This is a genomic window from Bacillus sp. ISL-35, assembly GCF_018613355.1.
Lineage (GTDB): Bacteria > Bacillota > Bacilli > Bacillales > Cytobacillaceae > Mesobacillus.
Map to the genome: position 1 here is coordinate 147,100 of NZ_JAGGQK010000008.1, position 15,433 is coordinate 162,532.

Annotated in this window: 22 protein-coding genes, 1 tRNA gene and 1 pseudogene; 12 read left to right on the forward strand and 12 right to left on the reverse strand. The window is 37.5% G+C overall.

What is annotated here, in order from left to right:
- Positions 1-16: 16 nt before the first annotated feature.
- The 6 genes and pseudogenes from J7E38_RS13670 (at position 17) to J7E38_RS13695 (ending at position 5,098) form a co-directional block, all read left to right on the forward strand.
- Entirely contained in the window at positions 17-2,782 is a 2,766-nt protein-coding gene (locus J7E38_RS13670; RefSeq protein ID WP_214705341.1) for a DUF859 family phage minor structural protein, read from the forward strand.
- Between the two features lie 18 nt (positions 2,783-2,800).
- Entirely contained in the window at positions 2,801-3,127 is a 327-nt protein-coding gene (locus J7E38_RS13675; protein WP_214705340.1) for a hypothetical protein, read from the forward strand.
- 31 nt (positions 3,128-3,158) lie between these two features.
- A complete protein-coding gene (locus tag J7E38_RS13680; RefSeq protein WP_214705339.1) occupies positions 3,159-3,368 on the forward strand; it encodes a hypothetical protein in 210 nt (69 codons plus the stop codon).
- An 81-nt stretch (positions 3,369-3,449) separates the two neighbouring features.
- Positions 3,450-3,728, forward strand: coding sequence for a hemolysin XhlA family protein (locus tag J7E38_RS13685; protein WP_214705338.1), 279 nt, complete (start codon positions 3,450-3,452; stop codon positions 3,726-3,728).
- A gap of 1 nt (position 3,729) precedes the next feature.
- A pseudogene (locus tag J7E38_RS13690) lies at positions 3,730-3,981 on the forward strand (phage holin); the annotation flags it as partial.
- A gap of 109 nt (positions 3,982-4,090) precedes the next feature.
- Positions 4,091-5,098, forward strand: a complete 1,008-nt coding sequence (locus tag J7E38_RS13695; RefSeq protein WP_214705336.1) for a peptidoglycan-binding protein — start codon at positions 4,091-4,093, stop codon at positions 5,096-5,098.
- 89 nt (positions 5,099-5,187) lie between these two features.
- Here the strand turns inward: J7E38_RS13695 and J7E38_RS13700 are convergent, their stop codons facing one another.
- The 4 genes from J7E38_RS13700 to J7E38_RS13715 form a co-directional block, all read right to left on the reverse strand.
- Positions 5,188-5,865, reverse strand: coding sequence for a hypothetical protein (locus J7E38_RS13700; RefSeq protein ID WP_214705335.1), 678 nt, complete (start codon positions 5,863-5,865; stop codon positions 5,188-5,190).
- Positions 5,866-5,867: 2 nt separating this feature from the next.
- The gene (locus J7E38_RS13705; protein WP_214705334.1) at positions 5,868-6,248 is read right to left on the reverse strand and encodes a hypothetical protein; all 381 of its coding nucleotides are present in this window, start codon (positions 6,246-6,248) and stop codon (positions 5,868-5,870) included.
- Between the two features lie 2 nt (positions 6,249-6,250).
- The gene (locus tag J7E38_RS13710; RefSeq protein WP_214705333.1) at positions 6,251-7,087 is read right to left on the reverse strand and encodes a ParA family protein; all 837 of its coding nucleotides are present in this window, start codon (positions 7,085-7,087) and stop codon (positions 6,251-6,253) included.
- 310 nt (positions 7,088-7,397) lie between these two features.
- Entirely contained in the window at positions 7,398-7,676 is a 279-nt protein-coding gene (locus J7E38_RS13715; RefSeq protein WP_214705332.1) for a hypothetical protein, read from the reverse strand.
- A 133-nt stretch (positions 7,677-7,809) separates the two neighbouring features.
- Between J7E38_RS13715 and J7E38_RS13720 the strand changes: the two genes are divergently transcribed.
- The gene (locus J7E38_RS13720; RefSeq protein WP_214705331.1) at positions 7,810-8,259 is read left to right on the forward strand and encodes a DUF3888 domain-containing protein; all 450 of its coding nucleotides are present in this window, start codon (positions 7,810-7,812) and stop codon (positions 8,257-8,259) included.
- Between the two features lie 60 nt (positions 8,260-8,319).
- Here the strand turns inward: J7E38_RS13720 and J7E38_RS13725 are convergent, their stop codons facing one another.
- The 6 genes from J7E38_RS13725 to J7E38_RS13750 form a co-directional block, all read right to left on the reverse strand.
- A complete protein-coding gene (locus tag J7E38_RS13725; RefSeq protein ID WP_214705330.1) occupies positions 8,320-8,679 on the reverse strand; it encodes a hypothetical protein in 360 nt (119 codons plus the stop codon).
- Between the two features lie 90 nt (positions 8,680-8,769).
- A complete protein-coding gene (locus J7E38_RS13730) occupies positions 8,770-8,967 on the reverse strand; it encodes a helix-turn-helix domain-containing protein (protein ID WP_214705329.1) in 198 nt (65 codons plus the stop codon).
- 99 nt (positions 8,968-9,066) lie between these two features.
- Positions 9,067-9,915 carry an STAS domain-containing protein gene (locus tag J7E38_RS13735; RefSeq protein WP_214705328.1) on the reverse strand — a complete coding sequence of 283 codons (849 nt, stop codon included), beginning with the start codon at positions 9,913-9,915 and terminating at the stop codon, positions 9,067-9,069.
- Between the two features lie 121 nt (positions 9,916-10,036).
- Positions 10,037-10,261 (reverse strand): helix-turn-helix domain-containing protein, encoded by a 225-nt coding sequence (locus tag J7E38_RS13740; RefSeq protein ID WP_353049953.1) that lies wholly within the window; start codon positions 10,259-10,261, stop codon positions 10,037-10,039.
- 67 nt (positions 10,262-10,328) lie between these two features.
- Complete coding sequence (locus J7E38_RS13745; protein ID WP_214705326.1) at positions 10,329-10,610, reverse strand: hypothetical protein; 282 nt, start codon at positions 10,608-10,610, stop codon at positions 10,329-10,331.
- Positions 10,603-10,800 (reverse strand): helix-turn-helix transcriptional regulator, encoded by a 198-nt coding sequence (locus J7E38_RS13750; RefSeq protein WP_214705325.1) that lies wholly within the window; start codon positions 10,798-10,800, stop codon positions 10,603-10,605. The genes J7E38_RS13745 and J7E38_RS13750 overlap by 8 nt, the downstream gene beginning before the upstream one ends.
- A 129-nt stretch (positions 10,801-10,929) precedes the next feature.
- Here J7E38_RS13750 and J7E38_RS24160 point away from each other — a divergent pair, with 129 nt between their 5' ends.
- Together J7E38_RS24160 and J7E38_RS13755 are read left to right on the forward strand one after the other, a co-directional pair.
- On the forward strand, positions 10,930-11,052 hold the full coding sequence (locus J7E38_RS24160) for a hypothetical protein (protein WP_285291739.1): 123 nt from the start codon (positions 10,930-10,932) through the stop codon (positions 11,050-11,052).
- Between the two features lie 270 nt (positions 11,053-11,322).
- On the forward strand, positions 11,323-11,619 hold the full coding sequence (locus J7E38_RS13755; protein ID WP_214705324.1) for a hypothetical protein: 297 nt from the start codon (positions 11,323-11,325) through the stop codon (positions 11,617-11,619).
- Between the two features lie 123 nt (positions 11,620-11,742).
- On the opposite strand, the gene J7E38_RS13760 is transcribed toward J7E38_RS13755, so the two are convergent.
- Together J7E38_RS13760 and J7E38_RS13765 are read right to left on the reverse strand one after the other, a co-directional pair.
- A tRNA-Ala gene (locus J7E38_RS13760) sits at positions 11,743-11,815 on the reverse strand.
- A 106-nt stretch (positions 11,816-11,921) separates the two neighbouring features.
- Positions 11,922-12,617: an MgtC/SapB family protein gene (locus J7E38_RS13765; protein WP_214705323.1), complete on the reverse strand. Its 696-nt coding sequence runs from the start codon at positions 12,615-12,617 to the stop codon at positions 11,922-11,924.
- Between the two features lie 149 nt (positions 12,618-12,766).
- Between J7E38_RS13765 and J7E38_RS13770 the strand changes: the two genes are divergently transcribed.
- Genes J7E38_RS13770 through J7E38_RS13780 form a run of 3 tightly spaced genes read left to right on the forward strand, consistent with a single transcriptional unit; the run spans position 12,767 to position 14,800 of the window.
- Positions 12,767-13,681, forward strand: coding sequence for a DMT family transporter (locus J7E38_RS13770; protein WP_214705322.1), 915 nt, complete (start codon positions 12,767-12,769; stop codon positions 13,679-13,681).
- Positions 13,682-13,693: 12 nt separating this feature from the next.
- A complete protein-coding gene (locus J7E38_RS13775; RefSeq protein ID WP_214705321.1) occupies positions 13,694-14,245 on the forward strand; it encodes a GNAT family N-acetyltransferase in 552 nt (183 codons plus the stop codon).
- Positions 14,246-14,800 carry a GNAT family N-acetyltransferase gene (locus J7E38_RS13780; protein ID WP_214705320.1) on the forward strand — a complete coding sequence of 185 codons (555 nt, stop codon included), beginning with the start codon at positions 14,246-14,248 and terminating at the stop codon, positions 14,798-14,800.
- Positions 14,801-15,433 lie beyond the last annotated feature (633 nt).

Below are 15,433 nucleotides of genomic sequence, written 5' to 3' on the forward strand. Positions count from 1 at the left end.
AGCGGGGTGATTATGAATGGCAAGCGGATCATTTAAAGTAAGTACAGATAATGGATATATTTCGGGTACAGTATCATGGAGTAGCACTGAAAATGTCTCTAAAAACCAGAGTACCGTAACTGCAACCATGAGGCTTGAAAGAACAAACACAGGTTATACCTCATATGGTACAGGTGACTTCTTTGTTTCAATCGATGGAACAAAAATTTGGGATTATGATAAAGACTTCTCGTTGACTTATAATTCAAATACATTCATCGTTTCTGGTTCCAAGGTAGTTACACATAATTCAGATGGATCAAAGAAGATAACGATTGGATGGGGCGGGGACTCAAACGTTTTCAATGTATATGATTCAAGTGACACAGCTACATTAGACACAATCCCTAGGGCGTCAAGCTTATCGTCAAGTGCAAACTTCACAGCCGGTCAAAACTTTACCGTTTCAGTAAGCAGACATTCATCAAGTTTCAGGCATGAGGTAGAAATATCTGTTAAAAGGTCAGATGGCGTATGGGATTGGATAGGTCAGGTTACCCTTCCATCTAATGATACATCCGTCAATTCAGGTTGGGGAATAACAGAACATGCCGAAGCTTACAGGCATTTGGCTGGAAGATCAAGTGCAGAGACAAGATTTGTGCTGCAAACATTTGATGGAAGTACTTTTATTGGAGACAAAACCTACTATGGGTCTGTTACAGCTTTAAGGTCATCAGATATACCTAATGGGACAAATTGGGATGTCTACCCTGATGGCGGAATTTATATAGGTATATCAAGAGCTCATAGTGTGTTCACACATACATTGAAAATATATGCAGGAGGTACTTTGATTAAGACTCTCTCGGGTGTTGGATCGAGTACCACTTGGACACCAACAGCATCAGAAGAGGCAGCAATATATGCGAAGTTTCCCACCTCAACTAGCGTTGACGGAAACATTGAAGTCTTCACATATTATGATGGGGAGCTCGTTAGAAGCAAAACCGACAACGATATAAATTTTTATATCAGAAATAGTAATCCATCATTTAGTGCTTCAAATGTAAGCTATACAGATATTGATACAACTGTCACACCTGTCACTGGAGATGCAAGTTATATTGTACAAGGAAAATCCAACCTTCAGATAAATGTCCATACTGCAGCGACAGCATTGAACTCAGCTACTATATCAAAGTATGTAATATCCGTTGCAGGTCAATCCCAAACACTTACTGCCACTACAGGTGTCGCAAACTTTTATGATATAAATATTTCATCAAACACTACAGCTTATGTGACAGCTTATGACAGTCGAGGCTTTACAACTCGGGCATCATTTACAGTAAAAAGTATTCCTTATCATGTGCCTACATTGAGTGATTCTATAAGACGAAAGAATAACTTTGAGAATGAAACCACAATTAGTGTGTCAGGAAACATAGCATTAATGACAATCGGATCCGTGAATAAAAACTCAATACAATATGCTCAATATAGTTGGAAAGATAAATCGTCCGCAACGTGGAGTGCATGGACAAACTTATCTCTCACGATGAATGGTGAAAACTATTCAGCGACAGCCACAAGGGATTTTGATAATGGAAAAGCATATGATATTCAAATTAGAATCATTGATAGATTGAGTACAACACTTGTCACACGGACATTATCTGCAGGTAAGCCGTTATTTATGCCTGATCCTAATCTTCTGTCTGTCGGTATCAATAAACAGCCAGTAAGATATGACGCTGTTGATGTAGGGTCCCATGCATATTTCGATAAATCAATTGTGCACTATTATCCAGGTTTTCAATTATGGAGAAACTTAGCTGCATACTCAGGGGCAGGAAGTCTTCAAGGTGCATTTGTAATTGAACTTCCATATGGAATGGTAAATGTAATGTCGAAGATAACCATTGATGGTTATATTTATGATAGTACTGCCCCTTTCAAAATCGAGGTAGGCTTTTATTCATATCAGGGTAACCCAACACCGTCTTTTGTTAACACTGGATATACAAATTATGGTGGAAAATATATGACTGTCAGACTTGGGAGAAACACAGCCACAGGCAATGTTGTCATCATTATCGGTTCTGAATCTCATTCATATTCCTATCCGAAATTGACCGTTTCGCAAGCCATTCTTACACACTCTATTCCTGATCAAGTAACATTGCAGTCAAGACAGTGGAATATCACACAAAAGACTTCTTTATCGGGATATGACCTAATTCAAACAGTACCCAACGTCACACTTAATGGGGGCATCCCTTCAATAGAGGTTGGCCTTGGTCAAGAATCTTATCCTTACTATTCATGGAAAGATAGCGGTGGCAGGGTAAATTCTATCACACAATTAGGTAACGAATTATCTGTTCGGTTAGGTGCAAACTCAATTGCAAATGAAGTTGCCAAATTTACATCTAATGGTCTTGTAAATAAAAGCAGCGGCGAGTTGTTATGGAGTGGCGGTTATTACATGACCGCAGGGCATACGGTGACGCCTTCAAAAACATTGACAAGCTGTCCTAATGGTTGGGTTTTAGTTTTCTCTGATTTTGATTCAAACACCAATACTACTAACCCATATAATATAGTCCAATGTTATATCCATAAAGCTCATTATGATGGGCTTGCTGGGCAAGGAATGTATTTTACTTTAGGAACTGCTGCAAACACTTATGCGACAAAATATTTGTATGTTTCATATGACTGGATAAAAGGCCATGATGAAAATAATGATACAGCTCAACAAACGGACGTTGTATTGAAGGAAGTAAGAGCATGGTAGCGTCGGGGGGGAATGGTTGTGAAAGTATACGTAACCTTAAATGACATAAATGTAATTGATGGGTGGAGTACAGTGCCTTCTGGAGTTGAGGGGGAGATTGAAGCGGAAGTAATCGAAGGTCATGAATTATTTTCACTTCCTCCTAAGCTGTTCACAGTAATCGAAGGAAAAGTAATTAAGAATGATGATGCAGAAGTAGCATGGAGGAATAAAGTTGTCATTTCAGATAAGGAACAAATTGAATTACTCAAATCCGAAAATGAACAATTAAGGCATCAGCTAAATTCAACAAATGCAGACTTAATGGGATTCATGGATTTTTACTTTAATGGAGGAAGCATGTAAAGATCTAAAAAAAGAAAGGAGGTGAGACAAAATGGCGATCTATTCTTTCAGAACAGGAACATATGCTAGGAATATCTATCTTTATGGAAATACTTCTTTTGACAGTATTCCAGCTGAGTACCATGAACCAGTGAAACAATACGCAGCTCAGAACTTTTCCGTCGACCAAATCGAAACTGCTCGGAACAATCTGTGGATCAGCGAGATAGAGTATACTGACACAATGACATATAAATCTTAAGTAAGGTCCTACTGTAGCTGAATAGGGCTTTTTATTTTGCCGTCAAAGGAAATAGAGAGCGTGTTAGGGGGGAAGTAAGCATTGGAGGAGACAACAGTGGATTTGTTCAAACAGACTGTACAGAATGACATTGCTGAACTTAAGAAATCAGACAAGGACCTTAAAGAGGAAATAGATAAACTCAAACAGACTGTCGCTTTTCACGATCGTGATATTACAGACATTAAAGATACACTGAAAGAAATAAAAGAAGATACAAAATGGCTACGCCGTTCCATCACTAATGCACTGATAGGAGCATTGATTGCTGGGGCAGTGGCCATTTTTTATGCAGCATTAAAATCACAAGGAGGAGTATAGGATGAAATACATGGACCAGGGCACTGTCATTCGGACGGTGCTTCTTTTTATTGCGTTGATCAATCAAATTTTCGGTGTGGGTACTATCGCATTAGATGAAGGCCAAGTTGTCACGATAGTGGATGGAGTTTATTTACTGGGATCCACATTATTCACTGTTGTGACAGCTATTATTGCCTGGTTTAAAAACAACTATATTACTGAGCGTGGAGGACAGCAGAGAAAGGCACTTCAAGCTCAAGGTTTATTGAAGAAGGATAGTAAAATTAGAACACATTCGACTCAGCAAAAGCATATGAAGACGACGGTAAATAAGCTGCCCTGATGGGTGGCTTTTATCATTATAAAGAGGAGCGATTTAAATGCCTTATACATTCGAAAAACTTCCACAGTTAGTGGACAGGCGTGAAGGAATGCAGGAACGCGGAGAATACGTGGACTATGGCGTAGAATCCAAAAAGGTCAGGGTGTGGCATCATTCACTCACTGAAAAACATTTGGGTGGATCGGATGCTGAATCATTTGCTGATTATCATGTGAATACAAACGGCTGGCCTGGCATTGGGTATCAATTTGTCATTGAACCAAAGAATCAGGTGGAAGGCCCAGATGGCAGAATGAGAGCAAGAATAGTTTGGTGTCATAATCCTGGAGTAAAGTCTTATCATGTTGGAAATTCCAATAAAATGAGTTTGGGAATCTGTGTAGCGGGTGATTATCGAAAAGATAAACTGGATGAAGCAACATTGTTGTCTATTTCAGAATTGCATGCTGCTCTTGTGAGGGACGGCATTGGTGATTCAGATAAAAGCCATAATGAGATGCCAGGTTATTCTTGGAAAGATTGTTGTGTATTTGATTATCATGATGCTTTCAAATTCAAGCCTGTTGCAAAGAACAAACAACCTGATCAATTACCAGGAAAGTATACGGTCCAAGAAGGAGATACTTATTGGAGCATAGCTGGCCGGGATGGCGCCCAAGGTGTTAAGGTGAATGATCTAATTGTAGCGAATCCTGGAGTTGATCCAAATAAGCTTCAGGTAGGCCAGGTAATTAAATTTGGTAAAGCACAAAACGCCTATACTCGGAAACCTGAAGAACCTAAGAAACCTCAGTCAGCATACAAATATCCTTTACCAACTGGTGTTCATCGAAAAGGGGACAAAGGAGCAGGCGTTAAGCAGTTACAAAATGCTTTAAATGCTATTTATTTCAAAAGCGGGGCAGCTGATGGTATCTTTGGTCCTAAAGTAGAGGATGCGATGCGGAGGTTCCAGATGGTTTATCTGCCGTATGAAGTAGACGGGGTGTACGGACCTAACACTCGCAGGAAGCTGCAGGCTGTTTTAAAATCAAAAGGATATTAAATATAAAAGCCCTTCTCAATCGAGAGGGGCCTCACTTTTTGTTAAAAATATTATAAAAATGCCCTACGAGATATGGAGTGTTTTTAATACTACATCCTTACTTTGTGTAGAAGACGTTGAAAAGTTTGGTCACCGATTAAATAACGCAAATGTTGTTTCTTTCGATAAAAAGCATTCTCGACAGTAGAAGGATAAACGTGGACAGTAAGTTCAGTCATTTTCTTTAAAATCAAAAGAACTTTATTAATAACCGATGAAAGAGTTTGGGTATTAAAATCATCCTGATTTATTAAATCAGTATAAAACAATTGAATACTCATGTTTGATTTGCTATTACTATGTACAAACATGCATGACTTGCCATATTCCCCGATTATATAATCCAATATTGAAGATGCAATTTCATCTTCTCCAATTAATTCTTTCAATCTTCTAAAAAGCTCATTAACCCCTGTTTCGTCATGATCATTTAGATTCAACATAGCACGAGCATAATTTTCAATAAACGATCTGAATACGTAATGGAATTGCCTAAGAGAATCTTTAGTTAAAGAGTTCATAACGGATAATATGTCAAAAATTAAACTGTTTTTATAATGACTCTCCCCGGTATAATTAACGAAAGTTTTCATGAAAATAATATACTTTGAAATAGATTTTAATTCATTGATATTAGGCAAACTTTTTTGAGATAAAAGTAATGAAGTAAATTTATCGATCTCTTCTTTTATCTCTTTGAATTGATCATACTTTCTAATTAAATCCATTTTTATAAACCTTCCAGCCACATTTTCAACTTATCGTTTGCGTTTTTCTTTTTTGTTGTTTTTTTGGGCTCAAGCTCATTTTTCTCTTGTTCTTCAGCAAAGTATTCAATAATTTTTTGTCTTATATCATCCAATTCTTTGTCGCTTTTATGGTTTAATTCCTTTGTGATTCTAGCCACAATTAGTGTGCGTGACTTCATAACATATGGTAAAAAATCTATATTAAAAACTCTTTTTAAAAAAGAGGATATATCCTGGTTTTTTTTAAAAAGGTTTTTGGAGTATAGTAGAGCTACACTCACTCCCATAATATCCACATAATCTAAGTCAGTAGATAGTACACGCTTAAATATAATATTATTTTCATTTTCTCGAGAAGTCATATTTATCTCCTCTCTACACGATCCAAAAATTCTGAAGCTACCTCATGAATATCTTCGCGTGATTTTTTATAATTTGATGAAATATTACCTTGCAGTCCTACCATTAAATCATTTACATAAGTAGTTTGAGATGTGAAAATATCGATGTCATTTAATACGGCGGAAGTTTCAAAGGTTTCTTTTAGTTTTTGTGATTTCAAGCCAGGTTTTCCAACCATCGTATAAACAATACCTAGGGGTTTAATGTCTAAATCTTCATCATACGAGAGTCTATCGATTACTTGTTTAAGCAGTTTTATTCCTAGTATAGAATACCTGTCTATACGGTTTGGCACCAAATAATAATCAGAAGCATTCAATGCTGCATCTGTATAAAAGGATATTGTTGGGGGACAATCAATAAATATAAAATCATAAACTCTGCGCAGATTGTTTTCGGAAATAAACTTTTTAATACGTCGGGAGCGAGCACTGTCTCCTTGATTATCATCAAAGATTAAATCAATGTTACCACAAATTAAATCTATGTTCGGTGACTTTTCAAAGCTTAGGATAACATCTGAAGGATTTGGCAATTTTGGTTTTTCGGAAATTGAAGTAACAGACTCGAATAATTTTCTTATCGTTTTATTTTGTCTAAAATCATTCATATATTCTTCTTCCAAATCAAAATAGTCCATTAGCGTTTGAGTGGTATTGAATTGAGGATCCACATCAATAAATAGAATCTTCTTTCCTAAGAAATTAGCTAAGTATTCACCAATACCTACGCATAAAGTTGTTTTTCCGACTCCGCCTTTCATATTTATTACTGAAATTACTTTACCGTTTTTGTCCATTACTGAATCTCCGTTTCCGAATAGATTATATATCATTATTTTATTCTAAAATTTTTACTTAATCAGTTATTTTTGTCATATTTATCAACAGTTGTTTTTATTCCACTTAAAGCTCATATTTCCTTCATTCATTTCAAAAATATTAGATTTATTAAATCCGGAAATTTCCTATTTCGAAATGTTCTTAATTTCATTCCTTATATCATATCGGTAATTTCATAATCATTGTTTAATATTATAAGCATCTTCACTGCCACGGTTTAGGCAAGCTGAATAAAAGAAGCCTCACTCATTGAGTGGAGCATAATCTTTAAACAATCGTATAAGCGCCTTCTCTTCTGAAGCGCTCCACAATCCTCAAGGCTTGTAATTTTGTGACTGGTATTTTAATGTCTTCTCCTATACTGGCTTTAAGCTTTTCAGATGACCTTTCAATTGGAGTTTCTTTTAAGGAAGAACATAAAACATCCGCCTGTATATGTGTTCCTACATTTATCTCTTTTGTCACACTAAGCAATTCAGTTATGCTGCTATCCTCTGTTTCAAAAACGAACTTTTTCAAGAAGTATTTAGTGGTTAGGTGCTCCATACTCTTCTCCTTCTTTACATTCTAGGTGTCAGTTTACTGGTTTCAATGATTTTATCGGATATTTTTTCAGTTTTTTAATGATGTATAAAACCACCTTACTTTTAGAAAAATAATCCTAAAGGAGATGATTTAATTGAAAAAATTACTGGTATTTTTAGCATTGATTATGGTTATTTGTGTAAGTAATGTTTCTGCACAAAGCTATCAGAAACATAAACATGACTCCAAGGGAATGGAACAAGTGATGGATCATTTCTTGTTGGATCAATTCCATGATGAAATTGCACAAGCGTTGAAAGGATATTACAAAAATGAATCTATAAGGATCCAGTATAATTGGTGGGATAAAAATTATGATGTCGTGGAGATAGACCAGTGGGAAAAAGGAAACGAATTAAGTCACCCATATATCGTGAAATTTACTATTCAGTCGTATGGTGAAGAAGGACAGCTGGGGACCGATACCATAACTTTTGGTGCTTCACCTGAACTTTTCAATAAAGGATATAATGATAAAAATCTGGCTGCAGTTAATGTGGATTTTATAGACTTTAAACACCGTGAAGCTAAAGCGAAAAAATAATAAGTAAGAATTAAAGCCCTTCTCAACCGAGAGGGGCTTATAAATGCTTATGAACTTTCCTCATATTGCTCCCATGCCTTCTAGGATAATTTTTGCATCAGCATTCAAATATGCTGGTGTATCTTTTCTCAGAAGTAGGTTCGGATTATCCTTTACAAGCATCTTAATTCCTCGAACATCAAACTTACTTGCATATGTATTGATGGCATTAATGATTGCCATATCCATTCTTGTCAATGGTTGTCCACCGTCAGCATGCAGTTTCAGAAGGAAATCCAATAACTCCCTTGCATTCTTATTTAGCATATTTTTATGCTCTTTTAAGATTTCTATATTCTCTTCAATATAAACCCTAGCGGTAGCAAGTTCCATGTCTTCTACGTATTGGTTAATCTTAGTTGCCAGTGCATCTAAACTCAATTAATCCATCTCCTTGTTAGTGACTACACTGATATATCGGTAAAAAAAATAACTTCTAAAGATTAAAAACCTTCATAGGTGAGTGGGACTTCATTCTAGTTCATCAGGATCCAATTCATAGAATTCTATTAACTTATTTAGAGTCGATTGACGATGATTTCCTTTGTCATTCTCTATGTTACCTAGAGTCCTGGTTGTCATATTAAGTTCTTCGCAAACTTTCTCTTGAGACATATTTCTTTTACATCGCTCTACTCTTAACTGAGAACCTAAGCTTTCGTTATTCATATGTTAACCTCCTGATTGGTTATATAAAAACATATTCCTCCATATAAAAAAATAAAACCCATCTCACTCGAGATGGGCTTATAACTGACATATATGTTTTTAATTGGATGTCTTCGGTACATCGTCTAATTTGTCTAACCAATCCAGTGCTTGTTTTACATTATGAAAAGCAGTAGTCTTGGATAAATCGATTCCACTATTTACGGCTGTTTGGGCTAGTCGTGGGGATATTCCAGTGGTGAGTACCTTAATTCCTAATAACTTAAGTACACCCCCTATTTGATGGAGGTTACGAGCCATTTGTTCATTAATTGTTGATACTCCAGAGAAGTCTGCAATTAAATAATTTACTTTAAGCTCACTTATCTTTGGAACAACTTTCAACATTAAGTGATTCGTTCGTACGGAATCAATGTTACCTATTAAGGGTAAAACCACTACCCCTGCTTTAACAGGAACAAGCGGCGAAGACAATTCTTCTATTTCTTTAAGTGCCTCTAAGCGTAGTTGTTCACTTATCCGTTCGTAAGTGGATATTGTTTCCTCGAGGCTAATATCCAACATTTTATTAAATTGTCTAATAACTAGAATTGCTTCTTTTGCATCCAGGTTAAATTCATTAGTCCAATCTGTAACAAAATCTGCGAATACCTCTCTTGTTGGGGGATATCTCACAGTGATTTCAGATATATGCGTTTCGGAATTAATCAAAGCTTCTGAATTCCTTCTACTCCACTCGATTAATTCAACAGGCACATTTAGTGTTTCATTTGTAAGGCTTCCAGCTAAATGGATTATAAGATTCTCATACATGCTAATGGCTGCATTTTTTTCATCCTTAGGGATATGGAGATCCATTTTGTTTAGAACATCATTAACGATATCAAGAGCAAGGTTTGCAGAATTGCTATTTAGGTGATTTGCAAGATTATTAATAGTTCCCAACAAATGATCAACTCCTTATTTCCTCATTATAATAAACAGTTGGGAATTATCCAAACCCTAATAGGGTGGTAAATTTAAAAAAGCCCTTCAGGTTAAGAAGCGCTTTAGTCTAAGTCTTTAGAATTCATGTGAGAGGGCCGTTTTCATTGTTCATTTCATAATAATCGATTAACCTTTTGATTGTCTTTCCATTCATGCTTTTATTGTTTTCAATGTTACTCAGTGTTTCTAATTTCATCTGGAGTGCCTTGCATACTTGTTCCTGTGTTAGGTTTCTTTTGAACCTTTCCATCCTCAAAATGGCTCCTAAGCTTTCAGGGTGCATAATAAAAGTACAACTCCTTACCATTTGTCTAAAGTCATTTCTTAATTTATATCGGATTTATGATTTACAATTTTAATCAAAAAAAGAAGCTTCACTCATCGAGTGGGGCTTTTATCATTTCCTTGACCTTTTCAGTTATATCCTCTTTCCCATCAACAATTACGGATATCAATCCTTCGATATCCATTTCCTTTTTTATCTCCTGGATAAAGTCAGCTGCCACCTTTTCTGGTTTCCTGCCTCTTTTTTGAAAAGACCCTTTACGTTGTACCCTTATACCCCTAGAAAGAAAAGTTATTGCGATTGTCAAGTTCATGCGTGTCACTCCAAATACCATTTTCCCAAGCGCTTGGGAATTCATATTTTTATTCAACCATATAACCCCATAAACTTTCTACAGTTTCATTCAGCGATCTCGCAATCCTTATAGCTACCGGAAGAGTCGGAAGTGACTTTCCTCTAACAATCAGACTGAACGCCCCAGGTGTTAATCCGGACTTCTCAGCAATAAATCCTTGTTTTAGTCCCCGTTCCACCAGTATCTGTTTTAGCTTGGTCTCCAATACAATCACCTCAGTTATGAATTCGTCGAAAAAAATGATTGTCCTCTAAATAATTGTGTTATAGGACAAGCATTCATTCTCATATCTTTTTTCAAGGACGTCATAAGACGTCAAAAAGGAGGATGCTATATGAGAGAAACAGAGAGGGAAAGTTACGAAAGGTTAATCCGGCATTACAAAGAAGAATCTGATATGAAGTGGATCCTGGCAGGTCTGATGAGTATTCTTATAGCTGGATTTTTCACCATTTGAGGGAGGGACGTCAAATGTATAGACCTACCGTACGTTATGCAGATTGTTATCAACAGTATGTGGATAATATGTTTCAATCCACACACCTAGACAGGAATCAGATTATAAGGGCAGCGTTATTCACAGCTGCTTACTCGGAAGAATTTTTAAAGTTGATGCGTCATAACCAAATAGCTGACGTCCCTCTTCCCTCCCCTTTATGGCAGATGGATCACACCGAGTTATGGAGGGAACAGTCGCCTAAAACAACAGGAGAGGGGAAGGACGGCAATGATCATGATGACCGAAAGGGAGAAGTTGAGGATAATTGCCGAGTTGTTAAACCAATATCCAGAAGCACCATTGAAGAAAGATGTCAGCTCCAGGTCCAGGGATCAGATAGGACGGTTTCAAAAAGAATCCAGACGTCAGGAGAAATCCAAATACGAATCGGTTAGAATAATTAAATTGAAGAAAGTGAAAGGGAGTTATGGTACCTATATTGTAAAAACTAAGATACTCACAGAGGGGGAAGTAGATATAATAATAATTTTTGGTTTATTGATTGTCCTGTCTGTAATTTTCTAAAAATGATTCATCATTTTAATTAAAAATTCCATTTCGGCGACAGTTCGGCGACAAAATAAAAAAATCCAAGATGGTAAACTCAATAAAAAAGAAAAAAGCCTTGATATACAAGGCTTTTTTGGATGGAGAATAGGGGGCTCGAACCCCTGACCTCAACGCTGCCAGCGTTGCGCTCTCCCAGCTGAGCTAATCCCCCGTATCTGTTTAGATAAGGTACAAGAAAGATTATATAACCTTCTTTATGGACATGCAAGACAAAATTTCGGAAATGAGCAAAAAAAGCCGCTCATCAGCGGCTTTTCTCATAATCCTTCAATTTCTACACGGTTAATGCCTTCGATTTCAGACACCGCCTCATATACATCCGTAGTCTTTCTGCGGAAGTCCACCGTCACGATTAATTGAACCAGCTGGTTTCCTTCTGCAAGATCCTTGATGCGTACATTTTTCAATGCGATTTTTTCTGCTTTAATCCTGGTTATAATGTCGGCAATGCTTTCCCTCGTATTCACATTGAACTGCAGCCGGATCTCTTTTTCCCGTAATTGCCTTGGACCAATGAAGGTCATGAGGAATGGGATGAACTCCACACTGACAATAAGCAGTGCTACACCCGCAATGGCTTCCCAGTAAAAACCGGCACCCACGGTGATCCCGATCCCTGCCGCACCCCAAATCATCGCAGCTGTCGTCAAACCGGAAATGGTATCATTCCCTCTTCGTAAAATAACACCTGCACCGAGGAAACCAATACCGGAGACAATTTGGGCAGCCAGGCGGAGTGGGTCCATCGTGATATTGACGTCTTCATCCCCGGGGAACATATAGGCTGACTCACTCGATACAATCGTCAACAGACAGCTGACGATCGATATGACCAGGCTCGTTTTAAGCCCAACCGGTTTTCTTTTAATCTCCCTTTCGAGCCCGATTACAAGACCAAGAAAAGCGGATATCCCAAGTTTAAGTAAAATTTCCATATCGATTGTTGAAAGCATACTGATCTCCTGCCCCTGAGTAAGATGTATTTACTTTCCCTAAAAATAATGAATTAAACACAGTCCGGGCGATAAAATTTCAATTAAGGTAAGCTAAAAATTCGATTTCATTGTAAAATACATATAATTCATATTAAAGGAGAATGGAAATGGACTCACCAAAACTAAATCCCTATTTGGCAGTTGCAGTCGGTGTCGTGGCTGTATCAACCTCTGCCATTCTGGTTAAAGTTTCATCTGCGCCATCTGGTGTCATTGCATTTTACAGATTGTTCTTCTCTGTTTTGCTGATGCTGCCGGTGTTTCTTATAAAGTATGTTTCAGAACTTCGTCTTATTACGAAGCGGGATTGGATGTTCAGCGGGATTGCCGGCATTTTTCTTGCCTTTCACTTTATCCTCTGGTTCGAATCCCTAAACTATACTTCTGTTGCGAGTTCTACAGTGCTGGTCACACTCCAGCCGCTTTTCGCATTTATAGGAGCGTACTTCTTCTTTAAAGAGCGAGTATCTTTTAAAGCAATACTAAGTGGAATTATTGCCGTCGGCGGGAGCGTCATCATCAGCTGGGGCGACTTTAAGATTAGTGGCAGTGCATTGTTTGGAGACTTTTTGGCTATCGTAGCCTGTGCGTTGGTCACTGTATATCTATTATTTGGCCAAACCGTCAGGAAGAGAATGTCCTTAATAACCTATACCTTTATTGTCTACAGCATCAGTTCAATTACTTTATTCTTCTATGTAATAGCTATCGGTGAATCCTTCTATCCGTACCCTGCAAGTGACTGGGTTTATTTTATTCTTCTTGCACTGATTCCAACCTTGCTTGGCCATACCCTGTTCAACTGGTCGATTAAATGGATCAGCGCTTCCGTCATTTCAATGGCTATCTTGTTTGAACCAGTAGGTGCAACGGTATTGGCCTTCTACCTTCTTGGTGAAAAAGTTATTTTGACCCAGGTAATTGGGGGATTAATTGTTATTGCGGGTATAACTTTATTTCTAGTCGATGAAAGAAAGATGAAAATCAAGAACCAGACAGAGGTAAATTCAATCTCAGGTTAGGGGTGTATGTTTATGGAAATCAGAAAAGCTACGCTTCAAGATGCTGAGGGCATTGCCAAGGTGCACGTGAAAAGCTGGCAAGAAACGTATAAAGGACTAGTAAGCCAGGAGTATCTAGATTCATTGAAGGCAGAGGATCGCCAGCCTCTATGGGAAAAGAGCCTGATCCAAACTTCTGATACCTCTCCCGTATTTGTTGCTGTTACTCCAGGTGGAGAAATAGTGGGCTTTGCATCTTTTGGTAAGGAGAGAATGGGCAAGTTAAATGCGGATGGTGAGTTGTATGCTATATACATCCTGAAAAAATACCAGAGAGATCGAATTGGCACAAAGCTTCTCCATACAGGCCTGGAAGAGTTGTTAAGGCAAAAAGATGAATCCATGCTTGTTTGGGTACTAAAGGATAATGAAAGCCGCAAGTTTTATGAATCTCTCCAGCCGGTAAAAGCTGGAGAGGAAGTGGTTGAAATAGCAGGACAGGAATATACCGAAGTGGCTTATGTATGGAAGGACTTAAACTTGCTGAATCAGTCCTTAATAGAAAAGCAGTCAGGGGATAGATAAATGGGATTGGAGAGTGTGTTTGAGCAGTTTCCTTTATTGGAGACGGAGCGGTTTTCCCTAAGGGAGCTGAAAACAGAAGACGCCCCACAAATCTTCAGCTATTTTTCGCAGGATTCTGTGACTAAATATTACAATCTTGAAAGCTTTACACAAGAACAGCAAGCTGTGGAGTTGATTCAGAAATTCAACCAGGGCTTTATGGAGAAAAGGCAAATCCGCTGGGGTGCTGAACTGAAAGAAACAGGCACACTGGTTGGTACTTGTGGTTACCATGCGATTGACGCCAAACACTTCAAAGCAGAAATAGGCTACGAACTTCACCCAGATTACTGGGGAAGAGGGATGATGCCTGAGATTACGAAAGAAATATTGAGATTTGGATTTGAGGAAATGGGTTTAAATCGAATAGAAGCATTGTATCATCCTAAAAATGAACAATCCTGGGCCGTATTGAAGAAAAGTGGTTTCGAATATGAAGGAACACTTAGAAAGCGATGGTTTGATAAAGGTGTTTTCATGGACGCAGCGATCGCGTCTATCATAAAAATCCCCTGAGAGGGGATTTTTTTAAATAAATAGATATGTGAACCTTGAGAATAGAAATGCACAAATAGTGGAGAACATGAAAGTTCCTCCATGAACCCTTCCTTCAGTGTTAGCGATTTTGATAGCTTCGATGTAGGCCACACTAAATAAAAAGATGGCCATAAGTAGTGAAAGATAAAGTGCGACTGATTGCAGCAAATAGGATCACCTCTGTTATTTGGTTTGTCCAAGCCATTATATGAACAAGAAAGAAAAAATATTATTGAAACCTTTAAGTAAGAAGAAACTTGGAAAGAATGAATAAATTCATTGTCAGTGAAAAAACTTTTAAAATTATATTGCAAACATAATTTATCCGTGGTATATTTAATCTCGCTTCAGAAAAACAACGCTGAATTGGCAAAATCAACATCGCTTTTAGTGTAATAAAAAAACAAAAAACGATGTTGACAATAACAAAACAGCATGTTATATTAATAAAGTCGCTTCTGGGCGACAAACTGAACAACTTGCTCTTTGAAAACTAAACAAACAAGCGTCAACAAACAATAAATTTTCATGCTTCTATTATAGAAGACATGAGCCAACGTTTTAACTTATGAGCTAACTCATAACTCTTTTTTGGAGAGTTTGATCCTGGCT